The sequence below is a fragment of the Pseudomonas sp. efr-133-TYG-103a genome (assembly GCF_030209235.1).
Lineage (GTDB): Bacteria > Pseudomonadota > Gammaproteobacteria > Pseudomonadales > Pseudomonadaceae > Aquipseudomonas.
Genome location: NZ_JARVSK010000016.1, coordinates 1 through 17,812, shown reverse-complemented (window position 1 = coordinate 17,812; position 17,812 = coordinate 1). Strand labels below are relative to the sequence as shown.

Sequence of the window (17,812 nt, the reverse complement as noted above, 5' to 3'; positions counted from 1 at the left end):
CCCCAACCTGGAGCGCTCACATCGCAAGGGATCGCTGCCCCGGTTGCGCGACGTAGCGCGACGTGGCGCGTTTGACAGTTGGCATGCTTATTTCATGGTTCTTGCCACATCGGCAAGCTGGAGTCCGCTCCTTAAGTCTCGCCCACATTTGCGCCATCGAATGCGCCAGGTATCGAAGCCTGATCAACCTTTCGCCGGGTCGATCAGGCTTTTTTTATGGATGAACGTCATGTCCGATCCTCGTCCCGCCGTCTGCGTCGGCTTTCTGCTGTCCACCGAAGGCACCTATCGGCGCATGGGCCGCAGCGCCTTGCTCGGGCTGCAGGATGCGCTCGCGGAGATCAATGCCGACGGGCAACACCGTTTCAGGCTGGAGGCGATCTGCGCCGATCCTTTGGGCGAGCCGGCGGCATACGGCAGCGGAGTCGAGCAACTGCTCGGCGCCGGCGTGAGGCACATCTTCGGCACGACCCTGTCGGCGAGCCGCAAGGAGATCATTCCCGACCTGGATCAGCATAACGCGCTGCTCTGGTACTCAAGCCCGTACGAAGGCTACGAAAGCAGCGAGAACGTGCTGTATCTGGGCGGCTGCCCCAATCAGACGCTGCTGCCGCTGCTGCATTACGCCCTGAGCCATTTCGGCACGCGGGCATTTCTGCTCGGCTCCAATTACGTGTGGGGCTGGGAGAGCAACCGCATCGCCCGGGAACTGCTGGAAGCCAACGGCGCTCAGGTGCTGGGTGAAAAATACTGGCATCTGGGCGCGACCGGGTTCCAGACGCTGATCGACACGCTGATGAGCGAACGGCCCTCGTTCGTGCTCAACAATCTGGTGGGCGAGTCCTCGTACGCCTTCCTTCAGCAGCTGGATCAGGCCTGCGAGGCACACGGGCTGCGCCTGCCGGTGCTCAGCTGCAACCTGACCGAGGCCGAACTCGATGCGGTCGGCCCGATGCACGCCTTGCGGCTGCTGTCGTGCGGCCCGTTTTTCGAGACCCTGAACCCGGATTTCTGCCTTCGGCAACAGCGCCACGGGCCACGTCACTGCTCGCACTATTACACCAGCGCATACTCGGCGTTGTGGCTGTTCGCGCAGGCGCTGCAAGCCTGTGCCGACGCCTCGCCCGCGGCCATCTGCGAACACCTGTTCAACCATCCCATGGACAGCGTTCTCGGCACCGTGAGCCTGTCGGCGCGCAATCACCACAGCGCCCTGGCCAGTCACATCGCGGAGCTGCGCGACGGGCGCTTCCAGCTTCTGCACTCGGCCTGCGCTCCCTTGGCGGCCGACCCCTATCTGACCGTCACCGATCTACACGCCAGCGTGGTCGAACGACACAACGGCAAGCCGGCGCGCCTGAGGATCGTCAAATGAAAGCACGAGCGTTTCCTGCCCTCGATCAGGGGCACTTGCTGTTGATCGACTGCGACGAGCGCAGTCAGGCCAGCCTGGGCAAAAGCCTGCAGCGGCTGGGCATTCAGGCGCAGGCGCTGCATCGCGATGCCCCTTGCGACACCCAGGGCTGCTTCGCCGCCATCATCGAGATCGAGCACTTCGCCAGTCCTGCGACGGTAAAGACGCTGGATGCCGCCGGTATTCCGATCGTCGCCCTCACCGCCCACGAAACCCAGTCGCAGATACAGCGGGCGCTGCAGCTGGGCGCCACCGCGTTGCTCAACAAACCCATCAGCCAGGGCTCGGTCTACACGACCCTGATGATGGCGGTGGGACTGCGCAACCGGCAACGGGTCGATGCCGAACACCTTGCCGTGCTGCAGGAGCGTCTGGCGATGCGACCGCTGCTCGGCCAGGCGCTTGCACGCCTGATGGTGACTCAGCACATCGACGAGGCAACCGCCTATGAACGGCTGCGCAGCCTGTCAATGCAGCTCAATCGCCCCATCGAGGCCCTGTGTGTCGATGTCCTGGCGACTCGCGACGAGGGCCGCGCATGAACACACTCAAGGCGTTGCTGCGCCGGCCTTCAGTGGCGGTGTCGCTGCTGTTCATCGTGGCGGTGATTGTGCTGGCCGTGCTTGCGCCGTGGCTGAGCCCCTTCGACCCGGACGAGCAGTTCGTCGAGGGCCTGTCGATGGAAGGGGCGCCGCTGGCCCCTGCCACGCCGTACTGGATGGGCACTGACCTGCTTGGCCGGGACCTGATGTCGCGCCTGATCTTCGGCGCACGGACTTCGCTGTTCATCGGCGTGTTGGCCAACGGTCTGGCGGTGCTGATCGGCACGCTGGTGGGCCTGACCGCAGGCTTCGTACGGGGCTGGCTGGGCAGTGCACTGATGCGCCTGACCGACCTGATGATGGCCTTCCCTGCCCTGCTGTTGGCGATTGCCTTGTCGGCCATTTTTCAACCCAGTGTGTGGATCGTCGCGATGGTGATCGCGATGGTCAACTGGGTGCAGATTGCCCGCGTCATTTATGCCGAGACCGTGGCGCTGAGCGCGCGGGATTTCGTCGCCGTCGAGCGCACGCTGGGCGCCAGCTCGCTGCGCATCCTGTTCTCCCACCTGTTGCCGCATTTGCTGCCGACCATTCTGGTATGGGCGACGCTGGGGATTTCCACCACCGTGCTGCTCGAAGCCACGCTCTCTTATCTGGGCGTGGGCGTGCAGCCACCCACGCCGAGCTGGGGAAACATCATTTTCGAAAGCCAGACCTACTTCACCTCGGCACCCTGGCTGGTGTTCATTCCGGGCGCGGCAATCATCCTGCTGTCACTGGCGTTCAACCTGGTCGGAGACGCCCTGCGCGACGAACTCGACCCCACACTCAAGGGGCGCCGCTGATGCTGCCGTTCATCTGCCGCCGGGTCGGCTATGCGCTGTTGATTCTGTTGGGGGTAACCTTCATCACCTACCTGTTGCTGTTCCTCCTGCCCGCCGACCCCGCGCGGCAGATCGCCGGGCGCAGCGCAACGCCAGAAGTCGTGGCGGCCATCCGCGCGCAGCTGGGTCTGGATCAGCCGTTCTATCAGCAATATGTCGGGTATCTGGGGCATCTGCTTCAAGGCGATCTGGGTCGCTCGTATATCCAGCGCACCGCCGTCAGCGAGTTGATCGGTGCCCGCCTGCGACCGTCTCTGGAACTGATGGCCGCCGGTATCGGCTTCGAACTGCTGATCGGTATCAGCCTGGGCATGCTCGCTGCCCTCAAGCGGGACAGTTTCGCCGACAAGCTGTTGATGGCGTTTTCCTTCGTCGGTGTCTCGGCCCCGCAATTCATCGCCGCGATGCTGTTCCTGTATTTCTTCGCGGTGCAACTGGGCTGGTTCCCGCTCGGCGGCTACGGCGGGGCCAGCCACCTGATGCTGCCGGCCCTGACCCTGGGGCTGTTGGGCAGCGGTTGGTACTCGCGCATGGTCCGCTCCTCGATGATCGACGTGCTGCATCAGGACTTCATTCGCACAGCCCGGGCCAAGGGCCTGAGCCGGGCGCGGGTGATCTTCGTGCACGTGCTGCCCAACGCCATCGTGCCGGTGATTCCCATGATCGGCATCGACATCGGCGTGTTCATGGGCGGTCTGGTCGTGGTGGAGTCGGTCTTCGGCTGGCCCGGCATCGGTCAGCTGGCCTGGCAGTCCATTCAGCAAGTCGACATTCCAGTCATCGTCGGGGTGACCACGCTCTCTGCGGTGGCCATCGTTCTGGGCAACCTGCTCGCGGATCTGCTGATCCCGCTGGTGGACCCGCGCATCGATATCAAGCAGCACTGAATCCATCAACACAACGGGGCACAAGAATGAAAATCAAAGCGCTGACCCTGGCCGTGGCGGCCACGCTGTTCACCACGCCGCTGTGGGCCGAAACGCCCAAGAGCGGAGGCAATCTGGTGGTGACGTATCAGAACGATGTCGCGACGCTGGACCCGGCCATCGGCTATGACTGGCAGAACTGGTCGATGATCAAAAGCCTGTTCGGCCGCCTGATGGACTACAAACCGGGCACCACCGAACTGATCAAAAGCCTGGCCGAGGACTACAGCGTGTCGGCGGACGGGTTGGTCTACAGCTTCACCCTGGTCAAAGGCGTGAAGTTTCAGAACGGCCGTGAGCTGGTTGCCAATGACGTCAAATACTCACTGGAACGCACCGTCAATCCCAAGACCCAGAGCCCTGGCGCCGGTTTCTTCAGCTCGATCGTCGGCTACGACGACATGACCGCCGGCAAGAGTCAGACGCTCAGCGGCGTCAAGGTCGTCGACGATCAGCACCTGACCATCACACTCAGCGCGCCGAACGCGACGTTCCTGCACATCATGGCGATCAACTTCGCCTCGGTCGTCCCCAAAGAGGCGGTCGAGCAATGGGGCGCCGACTTTGGCAAGCACCCGATGGGCAGCGGCGCCTTCAGCCTGGGCGAATGGAAACTGGGGCAGAAGCTTGAGCTGATTAAAAACCCGAACTACTTCCAGAAGGGCCTGCCGTACGTCGACAAGATCACCTTCGAAATCGGCCAGGACCCCACCGTCGCCCTGCTGCGCCTGAACAAGGGCGAGGTCGATATCGCCGGCGACGGCGTGCCGCCCGCGCAGTTCCTGCAATTCAAGAACGATCCCGCGTCCAAGCCGTTGCTGGTCACCGGCAATCAGTTGCAGACCGGTTATGTGACGCTGAAAACCACGCTGCCGCCGTTCGACAACCTCAAGGTGAGGCAGGCGATCAACATGGCGATCAGCAAAGAGCGGATCGTGCGCATCATCAACGGCCGCGCGGTGCCCGCCAATCAGCCGCTGCCGCCGGCAATGCCCGGTTATGACACGCAATACAAGGGGCTGCCGTACGACGTCGAAGGCGCGAAGAAGCTGCTTGCCGACGCAGGCCTCGCCAAGGGTTTCGACACCGAACTCTACGTGATGAACACCGATCCGCAGCCGCGCATCGCGCAGTCCATCCAGCAGGACCTGGCCAAGGTCGGCATCCGCGTGCAGATCAAATCGCTGGCCCAGGCCAACGTGATCGCCGCGGGCAGCTCGAAAGATCAGGCGCCGATGGTGTGGTCCGGCGGCATGGCCTGGATCGCCGACTTCCCGGATCCTTCGAACTTCTACGGACCGATCCTGGGCTGCAGCGGCGCAGTCGATGGTGGCTGGAACTGGGCGCTGTACTGCAACAAGGCGCTGGATGAACGCGCAGCCAAGGCCGATGCGATGGCGCGTCCGGAACAGCAGGCCGAGCGCACCGAAGCGTGGAAGAAGATCTTCACCGATGTGATGGCCGATGCCCCTTGGGTGCCGATCTTCAACGAGCAGCGCTTCACCGTGCGTTCCAAGCGCATGGGCGGCGACGACGCGCTGTACGTCGATCCGGTGCACGTGCCGGTCAACTACGACTACATCTGGGTGAAATGATCGCCCTTGGCCTGTCCCGCATTTCGCTGCGGAACGGGCCATCGCCCCATTGCCATGAGGAACGCACACATGTGCCAGAACTGCCTGGTCAAGACCATTCACAGCGTCAACAGCCACTTCGGCTGGGACCATCGCTTCGCCCCCGTCGAACGGGTGGCGCCCGGCACGACCCTGCAGATGAACTGCAGGGATTCGTCCAACGGCTACTTCACCGCACAATCGCAGGTGGCCGACGTCAGCGTGATGCCGTTCGACCAGATCAACCCGGTGACCGGCCCGATCTATGTCGAGGGGGCCGAGCCCGGCGACGTGCTGAAAATCACCCTGGACAGCTTCAAGCCAGGCGGCTTCGGCTGGACCGCCAACATTCCAGGCTTCGGCCTGCTCGCCGATCAGTTCCCGACGCCGGCCCTGGCGCTCTGGCACTACGACACCCAGACCCTCGCGCCCGCCGCCTTCGGCGAATTCGCCAAGGTGCCGCTCAAACCGTTTGCCGGCACCGTGGGTGTGGCGCCCGCCGAGCCAGGCTTGCACTCCATCGTGCCGCCACGTCGGGTGGGCGGCAATCTGGACATCCGTGATCTGGCCGCGGGCAGCGTGCTGTACCTGCCGGTCGAAGTGGCCGGCGCACTGTTTTCCATCGGCGACACCCATGCCGCCCAAGGTGACGGCGAAGTCTGCGGCACCGCCATCGAGAGCGCCATGGACGTGGTGGTCAAGCTCGACCTGATCAAGCAGACACCGCTGGCCACGCCGCGTTTCAGCACGCCCGGCCCGGTCACCGGTCATCTGGACAGCGCAGGCTACGAGGCCTTCACCGGCATAGGGCCGGACCTGATGCAGGCCGCGCGCCAGGCCGTCGCCAACACCATCGACTGGCTGTGCCGGGAGCACGGGATGCCCGCCGAGCAGGCCTACATGCTCTGTTCGGTATGCGGCGACCTGCGCATCAGCGAGATCGTCGACCTGCCTAACTGGGTGGTGTCGTTCTACTTTCCAAAGGTGGTATTCAACTGATGCCAAACGACCTGCCCAGCCTGTCGGTGGAGCGACTGAGCATTGACGTCGGCGGCGGTGCCTCGCGCCGTCGAGTGGTCGAGGAGCTGAGCTTTGCGCTCTACCCCGGCCGTACGCTGTGCATCGCCGGCGAGTCGGGCAGCGGCAAGTCGCTGTCGTCGCTGGCGATCATGGGGCTGTTGCCGAAAGCGGCCAGCGTACCGGGCGGCGCCATCCTGTTCGAGGACCGCGACCTGCTGAGCCTGTCGGAACGCGAAATGCAGCGCTTGCGCGGCAAGCAGATCGGCATGATCTTTCAAGAGCCGATGACCTCGCTCAATCCGCTGCTGACCGTGGGCCGGCAACTGGCCGAAACCTTGCGTCGACATGAGCCGATGAGCCGCGCCGATGTGCATCGACGCTGCCGTGAGATGCTCGATGCGGTGCGCATGCCGCAGGTCGACAAGCGCCTGACCCAGTATCCCCATGAGCTGTCCGGCGGCATGCGCCAGCGGGTCATGATCGCGATGGCCATGCTCTGTCAGCCCAAGGTGTTGATCGCCGATGAGCCGACCACAGCGCTGGACGTGACCATCCAGGCGCAGATTCTGGAACTCATGCGCGAACTGCAGCAGCAGTTCGCGACCAGTCTGCTGCTGATCACCCACGACATGGGCGTGGTCGCGGAGATGGCCGACGAAGTCGTGGTGATGAATCAGGGCCGCATGGAAGAGCGCGGCACCCTGAATCAGGTATTCACCGCCCCGCAGGCAGCCTACACCCGCAAACTGCTCGCGGCCGTCCCCGTGCTCGGCAGCGCCCCGCCACCTGCGCAACTGGGCGAGTCGCCGCTGGTGCTTGCGGTGAAAGACCTGAACGTGCGCTTCGCCCTGCGTCATGGCTGGTTCGAGACGCCGCGCACCGTGCACGCGGTGGAAGGCGTGAATTTCGAGTTGCGCCAGGGTGAAACGCTGGGGCTGGTGGGCGAAAGCGGCTGCGGAAAATCCACCACCGGCAAGGCGTTGATGAACATGCTGAGCTACCAGGGCAGCGTCAGGCTGATGGGTCAGGAGCTCAACGGGCTGAAGGGCGAGGCGCTGCAAAAGGTGCGCCGCGACGTGCAGATGGTGTTCCAGGACCCCTACGCCGCGCTCAACCCGCGCAAGACCGTCTTCGATCTGGTGGGCGAGCCGTTGCTGATCCACGATCACATGCCTGAGCCGCAGCGCCGCGAACGTGTCGCCCAGTTGCTGCAGCAGGTCGACCTGCCGTCAGAGGCGATGGACCGCTATCCACATCAGTTTTCCGGCGGGCAGCGGCAGCGCATCTGCATCGCCCGCGCCCTGGCGCTCAACCCCAAAGTCATCATCGCCGACGAATCCGTGTCGGCGCTGGATGTGTCGGTGCAGGCCCAGGTGCTGGACCTGCTCGAACGACTGCGCGCCGAGCATGGCCTGAGTTACCTGTTCATTTCCCACGACATGGCCGTGGTCGAGCGGATCTGCCATCGGGTCGCGGTGATGTACGGCGGTCGTATCGTCGAGATCGGCGCGCGCGATCAGGTCCTGCACAACCCGCAGCATCCTTACACCCGGCGCCTGCTTGCGGCCGTGCCAGTGCCGGAAGTGGGTCGACGCCGCGACCTCAAAAGCCTGCTCAAGGAGCTGGAGCGGCCCGACCCGATTAAGCAGGCAGGCTTCGTGGCGCCACCGCAGCGGTTCACGGCGGTGGCGACCGATCACTGGGTCGCGCTGGAGTAAGTCGGCTCCTGCGTTTCCAGCGCGACTTTCGCCTGACTCACGCTGACATCGTGGGGCAGTTCGACGCCGTTTTTCGCCGCCAGGATTTCAGCCATGACACTGACGGCGATCTCTGCCGGCGTCTTGCTGCCGATGTAAATGCCGATGGGGCCACGCAGGCGCTGAAGCGACGCCTCGGTTTCGCCGAAGTGCTCGATCAGGCGCTCGCGTCGCTGCTGGCTGTTGCGCCGCGAGCCGATGGCACCGATGTAGAACGCCGGCCCTTGCAGCGCTTCGAGCAAGGCCAGATCATCGAGTTTCGGATCGTGGCTCAACGCAACGATGCAGGTGCGCAGATCGGCGGAAAACGCCCGCACCACGTCATCGGGCATCCCGACGATCTGCTCCACGCCGCTGACCGACCAGGTCTGCACGTACTCGGGGCGAGGATCGCAGACCGCCACTTTGAAGCCGTTGAACAAGGCCATGGTCGCCAGATACTCAGCCAGCGCTCCGGCACCGATCATCAGCAGGCGATACCCGGGCCCCAGCGTATTGAGCATCACCTGGCCGTCGAAGGCGAATTGCTCGGGCGTGACGCTGTGTTCAAGCGTCACTGCGTTGCTCGCCAGGTCCAGACGGCGACGCACCAGGCGCCCGGCGTCGAGGTGAACCAGCAGTTCATCCAGCGCTTGCCACGACGGGCTGAATTCGAAAATCAATTCCAGCGTTCCGCCGCACGGCAAGCCGAAGCGGTGGGCTTCGTCGGCACTGACGCCGTAGCGCGCCACTTGCGGCGGTCCGTCAGTCATGCCCGGACCGCCGTGGGCAGTGGTGTAGCGATGAATCAGGTCATCCTCGATGCAGCCCCCGGAAACGCTGCCGGCGACCCGGCCGTCGCTGCGCAGGGCCATCATCGAACCCACCGGCCGCGGCGAGGATCCCCATGTCCGCGCCACCGTCGCCAGCAGCACGCGCTCCCCGGCCCGCAGCCAGTCACGGGCCGTGCGCAGGACCAGCAAATCGATGCTTTCCATGGTGCGGCTCCTTATCGCATCTGCAAAATGATGGGCGTGCTGCTGGCCGGGTCGGTCCGCTCGCGCAGCTTGCCGACGGCCTGCGCGTCCACTGCCCCGCCCTGATTGCCCCATGTGCCGCGCACGAAGGTCAGGACATCGGCGATTTCCTGATCCGACAGCTGCTCACGAAACGCCGGCATCCGGTATGCGTCGGGTACGCCGGCTGCGACGATGCGCTGCGATCCGTTGAGGGTAATGTTGATTGCAGACGCGTTTTCCTTGGCCAGTGCCGACGTGGCGCCGGCCAATGGCGGCATCCATTCGGACTGCCCCTTGCCGTCGACACCGTGACACGACGCACAGCGGGTCACGTAGGTGTGCGCGCCGGGCGAATCCGGACGCGCCGCAACCGAGGTTGCCTGGTACTGCCAGGGGCTGCCGTCGCGCCCCGGGTCACCCGGCAGCGACTTGAGGTAACGCGCAATCGCCGTCAGGTCCTCGTCGCTCATGAACTGCGTGGAGTTGTTGAATGCTTCGGTCATGGAGCCGAAAACAACCGCATGCTGATTGCGCCCGGCCTTGAGGAACTGAACGATCTCAGGCTCGTTCCAGCGGCCCAGCCCGGTGTTGTGGTCGTTGCGCAGGCTCGGCGCGTACCAGCCATCGAGCAAGGCACCAGCGAGGAACGGCGCGCCGGATTCATCCAGCGCTTTCTCGTTGAACGCCAGCCCGCGCGGCGTGTGGCAACTGCCGCAGTGGCCCGGCCCCTGAACAATGTAGGCACCGCGATTCCACAGCGCGTCCTTGCCAGGCTTCGCCGCATACGGCGCAGGTTCGGTGAAGACACCGTTCCATAAAGCAATCGGCCAGCGCATGTTCAACGGCCAGGGGATATCGCTCTGGATGTTTACCTGCCGCACCGGCGCCACGCCCTTCATGAAGAAGGCATACAGCGCTCGCACGTCATCGTCACTCAGCTTGGCATAAGACGGGTACGGCATCGCCGGATACAGGCGTCGTCCGCCCGGTGCCACGCCATGACGCACGGCGCGGTCGAAGTCGGCCAGGCTGTAAGCGCCGATGCCGGTCTCGCGGTCCGGGGTGACGTTGGTGGTGTGAATCGCTCCCAGCGGCGTGGCCATTTCCAGACCACCAGCGAATGGCGCGCCGCCCGGCACGCTGTGGCAGGCCACGCAGTCGCCGAGCCGTGCCACGTATTCGCCCCGGGCAACCAGCGCCGGAGCCAGGTCGGCGGCCGCGACCTGATCGTTTTCCAGGGACGAGGCAGGCTCGCGGGTGACGTACCAGGCCAGCAGGCCTGCCGCGACCAGGCACAGCAGCGCCAGCCAGCCAGCGGTTCTTGCGAATCGGCTGTTATTCATGAGTACTCCGGCGCAGGTCAGGTGAAGGTGTATCGGCTCAAGGGCATGCTGCGAATCCGCTGCCCGGTCAGCGCCGCCACGGCGTTGGCGACCGCCGGTGCCACCGCTGGCAACGGCGGTTCACCGATGCCGCCCATCTTTTCCCCGCTCTCGACAATCCGCACATGCACCCGCGCCATCCGCGAGGGCGGCAGAATCGGATACAGGTCGTAGTTGCGCGCACGCGGTTTGCCGTCGATATACACCGCCTCTTCCAGCAGCACCTGCGACAGGCCAAGGGACACGGCGCCGGCAACCTGCGCCTCGACGATGGCCGGATTGACGATGCTGCCCGGATCGATGGCCTGCCAGATGTCATGCACCTTGACCTGGCCCTGCTCGATCGACACTTCGGCAATCACCGCGGTCTGAGTGCCGAACGGCGATGCCATGGCCACTCCGCGCGCCCGTTTGCTGCCGTCTTCGGCGGTAAACGGCCCGCGCTTCCAGCCCCCCGACAAGTCGCCCACCGCGTTGAGCAAGGTCGTCAGACGCTTGTTGTCGCGCAGCAAGTGCAGGCGCAATTCGAACGGGTCCTTGCCGCCTTTGTCGGCGAGTTCATCGAGAAAGGCTTCGTAGAAGAAGTCATTCAACGAGTTGCCCACCGAGCGCCAGTAGCCCAGGGGCACCGGCCCCTTGACGTAAATCTGGGCAATGCGCTTGTTGGCAATGGCGTATGACTTGCCGGCCAGGCCCTCCAGCGCAGTCGGGTCGATCTTATCGCCTTGCTTGCCCGCCAGAGACTCGGTCGGTCCTTCCGTGGCACTGACCGCCTCGATCGCGACCGGCCAGCCGTCGTTGTCCAGCGCGCCGCGAAAACTCACCGCAGCGACTGGACGAAGCACGTCGCGCAGGAACTCTTCCTCACGGCTCCAGATCAGCTTGACCGGGCGCCCGACCGCCTTGGCCAGAGCGATGGCCTGAGGATAAGGATTGGCGGAGTCATAGAGGAAATGCCGACCAAAGAACCCGCCCAACAGCGGCGAATGCAGCGTGATTTGCGAAGGGTCCAGACCGGTGCGTTTGGCGATGTCGGCACGGTACATTTCCGGCGCCTGATTGGGCAGCCAGATTTCCAGCGAACCGTTGGCGTCAAAGCGTGCAAGGGCCGATGGCGGCTCCAGTTGGGCGTGATGCAGATATTGGTTGTGGTACGTGGCTTCGATGCGGGTCTTGGCGTTGGCCAGCGCCGCGGCGACATCACCTTCGTTTTCATCGTCACGGGCAGGGCCTTTTTCCGCGGCCAGACGCTTGAAGTACTCTTCGGTGGAAAAGTCCGCGGGCATGGCGCGCACCGTCGAATCGGCAGCAGCCTCCAGCCAGTCGACCTGCACCGCTTCCACGGCGCGCTTGGCATGCCACCAGCGCTCAGCCACCACGGCAACGGCGCCGGGCAGACGATGCACCGAATGCACGCCCTTCATGGCTTTGACCTGCTCTTCGTTGCGCAGACTTCCCACCGTCATGCCCAGGCGCGGCGCATGTTGCACGGCGGCATGCAGCATGCCGCCGACCTTCAGATCGATGCTGTACAGCGCTTTGCCGGTGGACTTGTCGTAGGCGTCCAGACGCTTGACCGGTTTGCCGATCCAGCGAAAGCGGGAGGGATCGCGCAATTGCACGCTGGCCGGATCAGGCACCGGCAGATCCATCGCCCGTTCCGACAACTCGCCGTAGGCAATAGAACGGCCGGAGGCGGCATGCACCACCTTGCCGGGTTCGGTGGTGAGTTCACTGACCGGCACGCTCAGCGCCTGGGCGCCGGCCTGCAGCAGCATCGCCCGGGCCAGGGCGCCCAGCCGGCGCATGGTCGGGTAACTCATCCGCACCGACATGCTGCCGCCGGTGATGCGCATTCCGTTCTCCATCACGTAATAGGCGTCGCCCGGCGGCGCGCACTCAACGAGGAAGGTGGCGGGATCGGCGTCGAGCTCTTCACCGACAATCTGCGCCATCGCGGTGAAGGTGCCCTGCCCGCCTTCGATGAACGGCGACAGCAGGCGCACGGTGTTGTCCGGACGAATTTCAAGGAAGGCAGGCACCTGCGTTCCGCGCTCGGCGGGTGCCGCCGCGGCCGCTTGCACCCGGGTGGCGCCCAGCGGCAAACCGAAGCCCAGCACCAGCGCGCCCACGGCGCTGCCCTTGAGGAAACGACGACGGGACAGGTTGACCGGATCGTTGAGATTCTGGCCGATAAGCTGCTCGATGGCGTCCAGTGGCGCGTTCATCACGCATCCCCCTTCGCACTGTGACCGGCAAGGTCATGCACAGCGGCGTGAATGGCGTTGTACGTGCCGCAGCGGCACAGATTGATCATCGCCGCATCGATCTCGGCGGCGCTGGGCTGCGGCGTGTGCTTGAGCAAGGCGGTCGCCGCCATCACCTGCCCGGACTGGCAGTAGCCGCATTGAGCGACCTGATGCTCGACCCAGGTGGCCACCACGCGTTTGCCGACCTCGTCGGACTCGATGGCTTCGATGGTGGTGACTTCGCGTCCGACGACACCGGCCACCGGCGTGACACACGAGCGCACGACATTGCCATCCACCAGTACGGAACACGCACCGCACTGCGCCAGCCCGCAACCGTACTTGGTGCCGGTCATGCCCAGGTCATCGCGGATCACCCACAGCAAGGGCGTGTCGGCGTCGGCGTCGACCTGGTAAGTTTTCTGGTTGATTCGTAGTTCCATGGCTCACCCGCTGATCATCGGTTGATGTGCTTTTTTTAATTTTTTCCTGGCGGCCATGCGACGTACCGCCGGTGGCTCAAGGTGCGTTTATCCTGGCGCGATCGCCTCGACAGTCCCATTACGCAGTTGTTCGATGTCACGCCTGGGCGCTGCGCCGAAGAGCCGGCCGATGCCCGACGCATTAAGCGACGGCTGGTCAGGACTGGCAGCGCTCGTGGTGATGGGCGCCTGATCAACGAACTCTAGCTCGCGCGCGAAGCGTTTCCTATCCACGCCCCTGCAAGGTCAGAGGATTGGGCAAGGATTCAGGAGGATTACGCTATGCAGGATCGTCAAGAGAGCCCGCAAACCCACCTCCCGGGTAGCTTTGTGTATGATCACAACGGGCCGATGCTGCCCGCCGCTCGCTGCGTACGCAAAGGTGAAAGCATTGTTGTTCTTCCCATTCCTGTCGCATCTCTCAAGCGTCGAGGTCTGGCAACGCGAGCACCCATATGCCTTGACCCAGGGAGCTACGATGGTATCGATCGAACAGGCCAAACAAATGGCCAAAGGGCTGCGCGCCTCGCTGGCGGCGCGCGAGCAAACGCTCACTCACGCGGCTGCGCTGGAAACGGTGGCGCATCAACTGGGCTACAAGGACTGGAACACTGCATCGGCGATGCTACCCGGCAACGATTCAACCGGGGCCATCACGTTCGACAAAACCATTCCGATACTGCGCATGTTCGATGAAGCCAAGGCACGGGAGTTCTACCTGGATTTTCTCGGTTTCAGCGTCGAATTCGAGCATCGTTTCGAAGCCGGCATGCCGCTTTATCTGGGGATAAGCCGGGGCGCTCTGCACCTGCATCTTTCCGAGCATCATGGCGACGCGAGCCCTGGTGCGACGATCTTCGTACCGATGCGCAATATCGAGGGCCTGCGCGACGAGCTGCAGGCCCGGCGCTACGGATACGGGCGTCCGGACATCGTTGAGCAAGACTGGGGACAGGTGCTTGAGGTCTACGATCCTTTTGGTAACCGGATCCGGTTCTGCCAGAGCTGATTGACTTCCAACAGCACTTCCACGGCTTTGCCTCAAGGCAATTTCTTGAGGCAAACCCGCCGAACTGAAGCACTCAACGCAAAAAAATAATCCAGATGCGACGTCCATATGCGCGTTTGCGACAAATGATGGCCATTCGCCGCTTTTCGCTCAACAGCCCTGAACCAACCTGCCATCTTTGCCTCGAAGCTCTACAAATCTTGTACAGAAAATATTTCCCGTACAACTCCGCTTCCGAGATGCAATGGATGGTCGCCACCCGCGGGCCCTCTCGGGCGTGTCACCGTAATGCCTGCTGGCGAGAATGCCCCAATGCTGAGAAAACTGAAAATCCAGGCCCGGACCCTCCTGTGCTTCATCGCAATCATTTTGATGCTCGTCGCCCTTGGCCTGTTCTGCGTGGCCCAGATGAGCACGATCCGTCAGGCCGTGACAGAGATGGAAACCCGTTCCATTCCGGCCATCAACCTGAGCAATGAGCTGGGGGTCAACGTTTCGCGCTTGCGCATCACGGCCTATCAGTCACACACCTTCACCTCCAAGGCCGATCATCTTGCCGCGGCCAACACCATCGCGGGTCTTGAGAAGCTGATCGACCAGAATCTCGCCGCCTACCGGAACAGCGCCGATACCCCCGCCAAGCAAGAGGCGCTGGGCAAGCTGTCCCAAGCCTATGAAGGATACAAAAGCGGCGTGGCGCAAGAGCTGAGCATGATGGGGGCCGGTCGCCCGGATGACGCAGCGGCCCAGCTTCGTTCGATGGCAGCGTTCGGGACCACCTTCAATGAACAGACGGAACTGCTGAACCGGCTTGAACGCGAGCACGCCCACGACGCCGCACTGGAGGCGGCGCACGCCTACAGTCAGGCGCGGCTGGTGGCGCTGATCGCGATCGGGCTGGCGGTGGCTGCCTCGCTCGTGCTGAGCTGGCGCTTCAGCCTGAGCATCAACAGGCCACTGAGTGTCGCACTGGCGACGTCACGGCGCATCGCGGCGAATGATTTGAGCGGCGAAATAGACAACAGCGGCTCTGACGAGCCGGCGCAACTGCTGCAGTCTCTGAGCGTGATGCGCAACAACCTGCGCAACACGATCGGCGAAATCACCCAGTCCACCGAGCAGCTGTCCAGCGCCGCCGAGGAAATGAGTCAGGTGATGGCGCAAAGCAGCGAAGGCCTGCGCCAGCAGAATCAGGAAATCGATCAGGCGGCAGCGGCGTTCAACCAGATGAGCGCGGCAATCGACGAAGTGGCGCGCAATGCGGTCTCGACATCGAACGAATCGAAGGCCTCCTCGCAGACCGCACAGCAAGGCCAGAATGAACTGAGCGAGACCATCGAATCCCTGAACACGGTGGTGACCCGTGTCAACACCACCTCCGAACGCGTCCAGAGCCTGGCCCAGCAGACGGTTGAAATCAGCAAGGTGCTGGACGTGATTCGCTCGGTGGCGGAGCAGACCAACCTGCTGGCGCTCAACGCTGCCATCGAAGCCGCGAGGGCGGGCGACGCTGGCCGAGGATTCGCCGTGGTCGCCGACGAGGTTCGCGCCCTGGCCCATCGCACAGGACAGTCAACCCGTGAAATCGAAGCACTGATCGGCAAGGTCGAGCAATCGACCCGCGAGACCGTCGATGCCATGCAATCCAGCGCCGAGCAGACCACCGACACCCTGCAGCGCGCAGGCCGTACCGATGAAGCGCTGAATCAGATCACCGTCGCCGTGGGCATCATCAATGAGCGCAATATCGTCATCGCCACCGCCGCCGAGCAGCAAGCGCAAGTGGCTCGCGAGGTCGATCGCAATCTGGTGCGCATCCGCGACCTGTCGCAGCAGACGTCCAAGGGCGCCGAGCAAACCAGCGTGGCGAGCCATGATCTGTCCACGCTGGCATCGCAACTCAAGACCATGACCAGCCGATTCACGTTGTAGGTGTTTTTCGAGGCTGCGCGCCAGCTGATATCATCGCCTCCTGCCAAGCCGGGAACACGCCATGAATCGCCGCAAGAAGATCAAGCAACTGCTGGAAGCGCACGCCAAAAAGGCCAACGCCAAATTGGCGCCGCGCAAGCCCAGATACATCAGCAAGGCCGACCGGGCCAAGCTCGCCGAAGAGGCCGGTCAAAGCCCGGCCGACTCAACCGAAGGCTGACACTGTCAACGGGCTTGTACGCTGCCACTTATCCGGCACGTGGCCGTCAGGGGCGAGACGCGATCTCGTCCAGATGGTCCAGCAAGTCCTGCGGATCTTCATACACGCGCAACGCCCCTGCCCGCTCAAGCTCGCCGATGTCATACCCACCGGAGAGCAAGCCGATGCCGGTCGCCTTGCAACGTCTGGCGGCAAGCATGTCCCAGATCGCATCGCCGATGACCAGGCACTCTTCGATGTCCACGTTCATGCGCTTCGCCGCCGCCAGGAACAGGTCCGGATCGGGCTTGCCGTAGTTCACATCGTCGCGGGTGATCAGGTCGACGTCGCCGATCTCCAGACCGAGCGCCTTGAGGTTGATTTTCGCGGTGTCCATGCCGCCGCTGGTGGCGATGCACCACTTCAGATTGTCGTTGCCCAGTGACTGCAACAACGCTTTGGCGCCCGGCAGCGCGATAATCTGGCCCTGCAGCCGCTCGTAGGCTTCAGCGTGCCTGTCACTGAGGCGCTGGGCCTGATCTTCACTGATGTCCAGGCCCGTCTCGCGGGAGAGCGACTTGAGCATCAACCCGCCGCTCATGCCGATTTTCCTGTGGATGCGCCACATCGCCAGCGGAATGTCTTCGGCGTCGAGCGCCTCTTTCCAGGCTGCTACGTTCTGGTAAACGCTGTCAGTCAGCGTGCCGTCCAGGTCAAAAATGAACGAGGTCTGTGGGCGCATGGGATTCTCTTCTGCTTCGATCGACCGTCGGACACAGGCCAAAAAATGAGGGGTTCCTGGCCAGGCATGGCTGTCAGGAATGTGCAGGTCCGGGTTTTGTCGCTCGACGTTCGCAGCCAAGTGACCTGCGGGCGACGCGCTTGAAAATGCGTTCGGGGCCTGGTCAGGCTGCATCTCGACCCGCATCGGGGCCGGCAAGCCAGAACAGTCGGGCGACAATCAAACCATCTGCCCTGATTCGAGTGCGCACGGCATCAGGCGTTCGATCTTTCTCGGCGCTCGCCCAGACCCGCCAGCAGGCGCTGCCGAGCAAGCGGCGCGAAGTGGCGAACGCGGTTTTTCAGAACCACCGCAGCCACCGGAATCACGACGACTGCGTCGCCGATCGCGGGACAAGCCACACTCCCACACCTGCCGCAACGCCAAAAGAAAACATCCGCCATCAATTGGCTGATCCGCCTCGGCCGCAACTGTAGGAGCGTGGCTTGTCCCGCGAACTGGCGCGAAGCGGCAGCAAACCCGGCGAACGCGGTTTTTCAGATGCACCGCACCCACCGAAATCACGACGACTGCGCCGCCGATCGCGGGACAAGCCACGCTCCCACACCTGCCGCAAAAGTCAGAGAGATCTGCAGTCGGGCCGATGGCGCCGAAAGTCCCGCA

General features: G+C 63.7%; 15 protein-coding genes and 1 pseudogene. 11 read left to right on the top strand and 5 right to left on the bottom strand.

Features of this window, described 5'->3' with window-relative positions; translation table 11 throughout:
• The first annotated feature begins 229 nt into the window (after nucleotides 1–229).
• From QRN36_RS13845 to QRN36_RS13815, 7 genes are all read left to right on the top strand, one after another.
• The gene (locus tag QRN36_RS13845) at nucleotides 230–1,375 is read left to right on the top strand and encodes a transporter substrate-binding protein (protein ID WP_285424543.1); all 1,146 of its coding nucleotides are present in this window, start codon (nucleotides 230–232) and stop codon (nucleotides 1,373–1,375) included.
• Nucleotides 1,372–1,956: an ANTAR domain-containing response regulator gene (locus tag QRN36_RS13840; protein WP_285424542.1), complete on the top strand. Its 585-nt coding sequence runs from the start codon at nucleotides 1,372–1,374 to the stop codon at nucleotides 1,954–1,956. Before QRN36_RS13845 ends, QRN36_RS13840 begins: the two co-directional genes overlap by 4 nt.
• A complete protein-coding gene (locus QRN36_RS13835; RefSeq protein ID WP_285424541.1) occupies nucleotides 1,953–2,801 on the top strand; it encodes an ABC transporter permease in 849 nt (282 codons plus the stop codon). The genes QRN36_RS13840 and QRN36_RS13835 overlap by 4 nt, the downstream gene beginning before the upstream one ends.
• Nucleotides 2,801–3,727, top strand: a complete 927-nt coding sequence (locus QRN36_RS13830; protein WP_093458040.1) for an ABC transporter permease — start codon at nucleotides 2,801–2,803, stop codon at nucleotides 3,725–3,727. The genes QRN36_RS13835 and QRN36_RS13830 overlap by 1 nt, the downstream gene beginning before the upstream one ends.
• Nucleotides 3,728–3,753: 26 nt before the next feature.
• Entirely contained in the window at nucleotides 3,754–5,361 is a 1,608-nt protein-coding gene (locus QRN36_RS13825) for an ABC transporter substrate-binding protein (RefSeq protein ID WP_285424540.1), read from the top strand.
• Nucleotides 5,362–5,430: 69 nt separating this feature from the next.
• Nucleotides 5,431–6,378: an acetamidase/formamidase family protein gene (locus QRN36_RS13820; protein WP_285424539.1), complete on the top strand. Its 948-nt coding sequence runs from the start codon at nucleotides 5,431–5,433 to the stop codon at nucleotides 6,376–6,378.
• Nucleotides 6,378–8,117 carry an ABC transporter ATP-binding protein gene (locus QRN36_RS13815; RefSeq protein WP_285424538.1) on the top strand — a complete coding sequence of 580 codons (1,740 nt, stop codon included), beginning with the start codon at nucleotides 6,378–6,380 and terminating at the stop codon, nucleotides 8,115–8,117. Before QRN36_RS13820 ends, QRN36_RS13815 begins: the two co-directional genes overlap by 1 nt.
• On the opposite strand, the gene QRN36_RS13810 is transcribed toward QRN36_RS13815, so the two are convergent.
• The 4 genes from QRN36_RS13810 to QRN36_RS13795 are packed head-to-tail and all read right to left on the bottom strand — an operon-like array spanning nucleotide 8,096 to nucleotide 13,228.
• Complete coding sequence (locus QRN36_RS13810) at nucleotides 8,096–9,133, bottom strand: XdhC family protein (protein ID WP_285424537.1); 1,038 nt, start codon at nucleotides 9,131–9,133, stop codon at nucleotides 8,096–8,098. The two genes, QRN36_RS13815 and QRN36_RS13810, sit on opposite strands and share 22 nt — an antisense overlap.
• 11 nt (nucleotides 9,134–9,144) lie before the next feature.
• A complete protein-coding gene (locus QRN36_RS13805) occupies nucleotides 9,145–10,497 on the bottom strand; it encodes a cytochrome c (RefSeq protein ID WP_285424536.1) in 1,353 nt (450 codons plus the stop codon).
• 17 nt (nucleotides 10,498–10,514) lie between these two features.
• Nucleotides 10,515–12,764, bottom strand: coding sequence for a xanthine dehydrogenase family protein molybdopterin-binding subunit (locus QRN36_RS13800; protein WP_285424535.1), 2,250 nt, complete (start codon nucleotides 12,762–12,764; stop codon nucleotides 10,515–10,517).
• Nucleotides 12,764–13,228, bottom strand: a complete 465-nt coding sequence (locus tag QRN36_RS13795) for a (2Fe-2S)-binding protein (protein WP_093458033.1) — start codon at nucleotides 13,226–13,228, stop codon at nucleotides 12,764–12,766. The genes QRN36_RS13800 and QRN36_RS13795 overlap by 1 nt, the downstream gene beginning before the upstream one ends.
• Before the next feature lie 517 nt (nucleotides 13,229–13,745).
• Here QRN36_RS13795 and QRN36_RS13790 point away from each other — a divergent pair.
• The 4 genes and pseudogenes from QRN36_RS13790 (at nucleotide 13,746) to QRN36_RS13780 (ending at nucleotide 16,428) form a co-directional block, all read left to right on the top strand.
• Nucleotides 13,746–14,276, top strand: coding sequence for a glyoxalase superfamily protein (locus tag QRN36_RS13790; RefSeq protein ID WP_285424534.1), 531 nt, complete (start codon nucleotides 13,746–13,748; stop codon nucleotides 14,274–14,276).
• A 288-nt stretch (nucleotides 14,277–14,564) separates the two neighbouring features.
• Nucleotides 14,565–15,350, top strand: a pseudogene (locus QRN36_RS27595) (MCP four helix bundle domain-containing protein); the annotation flags it as partial.
• A complete protein-coding gene (locus QRN36_RS27590; protein ID WP_373568752.1) occupies nucleotides 15,345–16,208 on the top strand; it encodes a methyl-accepting chemotaxis protein in 864 nt (287 codons plus the stop codon). The pseudogene QRN36_RS27595 and the gene QRN36_RS27590, both read left to right, overlap by 6 nt.
• A gap of 61 nt (nucleotides 16,209–16,269) precedes the next feature.
• Nucleotides 16,270–16,428, top strand: coding sequence for a DUF2986 domain-containing protein (locus tag QRN36_RS13780; protein WP_285424532.1), 159 nt, complete (start codon nucleotides 16,270–16,272; stop codon nucleotides 16,426–16,428).
• A 46-nt stretch (nucleotides 16,429–16,474) separates the two neighbouring features.
• On the opposite strand, the gene QRN36_RS13775 is transcribed toward QRN36_RS13780, so the two are convergent.
• Nucleotides 16,475–17,149 (bottom strand): HAD family phosphatase, encoded by a 675-nt coding sequence (locus QRN36_RS13775; protein WP_285424531.1) that lies wholly within the window; start codon nucleotides 17,147–17,149, stop codon nucleotides 16,475–16,477.
• Nucleotides 17,150–17,812 lie beyond the last annotated feature (663 nt).

Excerpts from the sequence above, each read along its gene's own strand:
- QRN36_RS13815 (WP_285424538.1), top strand. The coding sequence starts at position 6,378 with ATGCCAAACGACCTGCCCAGCCTGTCGGTGGAGCGACTGAGCATTGAC.
- QRN36_RS13780 (WP_285424532.1), top strand. The coding sequence starts at position 16,270 with ATGAATCGCCGCAAGAAGATCAAGCAACTGCTGGAAGCGCACGCCAAA.
- QRN36_RS13790 (WP_285424534.1), top strand. The coding sequence starts at position 13,746 with ATGGTATCGATCGAACAGGCCAAACAAATGGCCAAAGGGCTGCGCGCC.
- QRN36_RS13830 (WP_093458040.1), top strand. The coding sequence starts at position 2,801 with ATGCTGCCGTTCATCTGCCGCCGGGTCGGCTATGCGCTGTTGATTCTG.
- QRN36_RS13805 (WP_285424536.1), bottom strand. The coding sequence starts at position 10,497 with ATGAATAACAGCCGATTCGCAAGAACCGCTGGCTGGCTGGCGCTGCTG.
- QRN36_RS13840 (WP_285424542.1), top strand. The coding sequence starts at position 1,372 with ATGAAAGCACGAGCGTTTCCTGCCCTCGATCAGGGGCACTTGCTGTTG.
- QRN36_RS13795 (WP_093458033.1), bottom strand. The coding sequence starts at position 13,228 with ATGGAACTACGAATCAACCAGAAAACTTACCAGGTCGACGCCGACGCC.
- QRN36_RS13835 (WP_285424541.1), top strand. The coding sequence starts at position 1,953 with ATGAACACACTCAAGGCGTTGCTGCGCCGGCCTTCAGTGGCGGTGTCG.
- QRN36_RS13810 (WP_285424537.1), bottom strand. The coding sequence starts at position 9,133 with ATGGAAAGCATCGATTTGCTGGTCCTGCGCACGGCCCGTGACTGGCTG.
- QRN36_RS13800 (WP_285424535.1), bottom strand. The coding sequence starts at position 12,764 with ATGAACGCGCCACTGGACGCCATCGAGCAGCTTATCGGCCAGAATCTC.
- QRN36_RS13825 (WP_285424540.1), top strand. The coding sequence starts at position 3,754 with ATGAAAATCAAAGCGCTGACCCTGGCCGTGGCGGCCACGCTGTTCACC.
- QRN36_RS13845 (WP_285424543.1), top strand. The coding sequence starts at position 230 with ATGTCCGATCCTCGTCCCGCCGTCTGCGTCGGCTTTCTGCTGTCCACC.
- QRN36_RS13820 (WP_285424539.1), top strand. The coding sequence starts at position 5,431 with ATGTGCCAGAACTGCCTGGTCAAGACCATTCACAGCGTCAACAGCCAC.
- QRN36_RS27590 (WP_373568752.1), top strand. The coding sequence starts at position 15,345 with ATGCGCAACAACCTGCGCAACACGATCGGCGAAATCACCCAGTCCACC.
- QRN36_RS13775 (WP_285424531.1), bottom strand. The coding sequence starts at position 17,149 with ATGCGCCCACAGACCTCGTTCATTTTTGACCTGGACGGCACGCTGACT.